We start from the raw sequence: 3,114 nt of genomic DNA, 5'->3' as shown, positions 1-3,114 counted from the left end.
GCCGAGCCATGCTCGGCATTGGGGCTCTATCGGTGAAGCCTCTGCCGAGCATGGCTCGGCACTACAGACGGCAGAAGCACCCCTCCCCAACCCTCCCCTTGCCTACGGCAAAGGGAGGGAGCAATGCATCAGCCCTTCAACGCTGCCAGCGACTCGGCCTGCAGGCGCTCGTAGATCGCGAATTCGTCGCTGACCGTCGCACCCAGGGCCTGCTCGAAAGCATCCCGATTGGCACGCGCGGCATAGGCCCGCTGTTCACCGCCACCAAGATTCGACTGGAAAATACCCGCCGCACTCACCGGCAGGAAATCCTCATAGATGATCGGATCAGCGCTGGCCAGGCCGCGCTCGATCAACACTTCCGCCGGCAGGGCACGGGTTTCCGCATCAGCGGCAAGGCCCGCATCGGTCAGGCTGTAGCGGTAATAACCCAGGCCTTCGCGGCGCAGCGTTGCATGGTCATCCGGGAACGCGGCGAACGCGCTCTGCAGGCGCTGCATGTAGTCGCCACCGGCACTGCCTTCGCCGCCACGTGCCTGCGCAAGCAGGGCGTCATACAGATCGCGGCCCTTCGGCGTCAGCGCGAGGCCGCGCTGTTCGATCTCACCGAAGCGCGCGGTATGGGTACCGGCTTCGTTGTCGGCTCCTGACGGGAAATGCACCATTTCCTCCAGCGCCTTGAAGCTGGTCTGGCGCAGCAGGATGGCGCAGTCGCGGCGCGGCGGGCCTTCGATCACGGCCTTTGCCGCCAGACCACGCTCGTGCATCGCCACCTGTGCGGCATCGATGTCCAGCGTGCGCGGGGTGAGGTGGTTGATATGCGGGCCACGGAAGCTGACCACGTCGGCGACCAGGCGATGCGCACCGTGCAGGGCGTGATAGGTCTCCAGCGACACGGTTGCTTCGTTGTGCCAGCGGAAGGTTTCCAGCGACTCAACGACGAAACGCCAGGCATCGTCTTCGCTCAAGCCACCATCGCGCTCGCACTGCTCGATCAGCTGCAGCGCGCCAGCGGTGAAGATGTTGCGGCGGGCCAGGATCTCGGCAGCCTGCTCGCGCAGTGCAGCGTCCTCGATCAACTCCAGCCGCAGCAGCGAGGTGAACACGCGGAACGGGTTGCGGTTCAAGGACTCGCCATCCACCGGCCGGAACGCGGTGGAATGCACCGGTACACCGGCCACCGACAGATCGTAATAGCCCACCGGCTGCATGCCCATCACCGCGAACAGGCGACCCAACGTGGCAAGCTCCTGCGCGGTGCCGACACGGATCGCGCCATGGCGCTCCACGTCCAGGCGCTCGCGTTCGCCACTGCGCTGCATCTGTGCGGCCAGCTCCGGCTGCGCTGCGAGGACGTCGGCGTTGATCGCGCCAACCAGTTCCACCAACGTGCCGTACAACGGCACTTCGGTGCGGTACATATGCGACATCGCCTGCGAGAACAGGCTGCGGATGTGATCGGGCGAAACGAAACGGTCGGCGGTCATGACAAAGCGCTTTGACGCGAAATCGAAGGAACGCCATTTTCGCCCGGAATCGCCCCTTGCGCCTATCTGCAGGGCAGCAAATACCGCTGCGGTTTACTCCGCGTCACTCTTGCGCGCTGCCGCCTCGCGCTGGGCGCGGTCGCCGAGCTGGCGCTGCAGCAGCGCGTCCAGCGTGATCGGCCGGTCCCAGTGGTCGAAACTGGCGACGATGGCGTGGCGCAGGGCCCGCCAGCGCAGGTTATCCGGGGCCGGCTGCAGGCCAGCCAACACCTCTTTCCAGCTGGCCTCGGGCTGCTGTGCGCGGGCCTTCACCGCGGTACGGCAGTTGCTGCCGTTGAGCTTGCCCCAGAAGCAGGCCAGATAGACATCGCCGGGCTTCCAACCATGGTCCTGCAGCAAGGCCTGCACATAGCCCGGGCGGGCACTGGCATAACGCGCCAACTCATCGACGAAGGCTTCCGGGTAGCGCGCGGCATAGGCGTTGATATCGGCCAGCTGCTTGTCCACCCAGGCGTCACCGGTGGCCGGCGCGTAGACCTCGGCCACCGCTGCCGCTGCCGGCTGTTGCGCCAGCAACGGCAGGGGCAGCACGGCAGCTGCCTGCAATCCAAGCCGCAGCAGCAAGCCTGTGCGACGTGGAGATTGCCGGGAGCCTGCCGCGCTCACCTCAGTTGCCTTGCGCCGCTGCAGCCTGCGCGGCGACGGCACGCACCGCTTCCGGCCACTGGTGGGCGGTGTCGGCATGGTGCAGGCGCGGTTCTTCCGCGGAGACACCGTGCTCGGCCTCATGCGCCCAGGTCATCGCGTAGGGGGTATGGATGCCCCAACCGCCCAGACCCAGCACCGGTTCGATATCCGAGCGCAGCGAATTGCCGACCATCACGAAGCGCTCGGCCGGCATGTTGAACTCGGCCAATACCTTGGCGTAGGTGGACTGATCCTTCTCCGAGATGATCTCGATGCGCGGGAACAGGTCCAGCAGGCCGGAACGCTCGATCTTCTGCTCCTGATGGAACAAATCGCCCTTGGTGATCAGCACCACCGGGTACTCGGCGGCGATGGCCGCCACGGCTTCGCGGACGCCATCGATGACATCCACCGGATGCTCAAGCGTGCGGCGGCCGATCTCGACGATCTGGCGCAGGTCGTGCGCGGAGATCTTCTCGTCGGTGAGCTCGATGGCGGCTTCCAGCATCGACAAGGTCATGCCCTTGGCGCCGTAGCCGAACACGGCCAGGTTGCGCCGCTGCACCTTGAGCAGATGCTGGGCGGTGCCGGCATCGTGCAGGTCGATGTAGTTGCTGAGGATCAGGCCAAATTCGTGCTCGGCCTTCTGGTAATAGTCTTCGCTCTTCCAGAGCGTGTCATCGCCGTCGAAGCCGACCAGGCCGATGGCGGAGGGGGAAGTCTGCGTGTTCATGCCGCACAGGATAGCAATCTGCCCTGCAGTGAATAGGGGATTGCGTCTGGAAGGCGCGGTTTTGTTGGCTGGTTTGACAGCTCGAGCAAAGTGCAACGGCAAGAGCACCCCTCCCCGGCCCTCCCCTTGCCTGCGGCAAAGGGAGGGAGAAAAGCCGGCGCCCTGCGCTAACCGGCAGCGCCGGAGTTCAGCCCCCTCCCTTTGCCG

The 3,114-nt window shown here is 65.6% G+C and carries 3 protein-coding genes; all 3 read right to left on the bottom strand.

Annotated features, from left to right (window positions below; translation table 11 throughout):
* Nucleotides 1-128: 128 nt before the first annotated feature.
* Complete coding sequence (locus tag QMX78_RS20885; RefSeq protein WP_282273265.1) at nt 129-1,487, bottom strand: VOC family protein; 1,359 nt, start codon at nt 1,485-1,487, stop codon at nt 129-131.
* Nucleotides 1,488-1,580: 93 nt separating this feature from the next.
* A complete protein-coding gene (locus QMX78_RS20880; RefSeq protein ID WP_282273263.1) occupies nt 1,581-2,078 on the bottom strand; it encodes a hypothetical protein in 498 nt (165 codons plus the stop codon).
* Between the two features lie 76 nt (nt 2,079-2,154).
* A complete protein-coding gene (locus QMX78_RS20875; RefSeq protein ID WP_282273261.1) occupies nt 2,155-2,907 on the bottom strand; it encodes an HAD family hydrolase in 753 nt (250 codons plus the stop codon).
* Between the last annotated feature and the right edge of the window lie 207 nt (nt 2,908-3,114).

This window comes from Stenotrophomonas sp. PS02298 (assembly GCF_029959445.1).
Lineage (GTDB): Bacteria > Pseudomonadota > Gammaproteobacteria > Xanthomonadales > Xanthomonadaceae > Stenotrophomonas.
The sequence above is the reverse complement of the archived record's forward strand: the minus strand, read 5'-3'. Positions and strand labels throughout refer to the sequence as shown.

Coding starts and splice junctions, on each gene's coding strand:
- QMX78_RS20885 (WP_282273265.1), bottom strand. CDS start 1,487: ATGACCGCCGACCGTTTCGTTTCGCCCGATCACATCCGCAGCCTGTTC.
- QMX78_RS20875 (WP_282273261.1), bottom strand. CDS start 2,907: ATGAACACGCAGACTTCCCCCTCCGCCATCGGCCTGGTCGGCTTCGAC.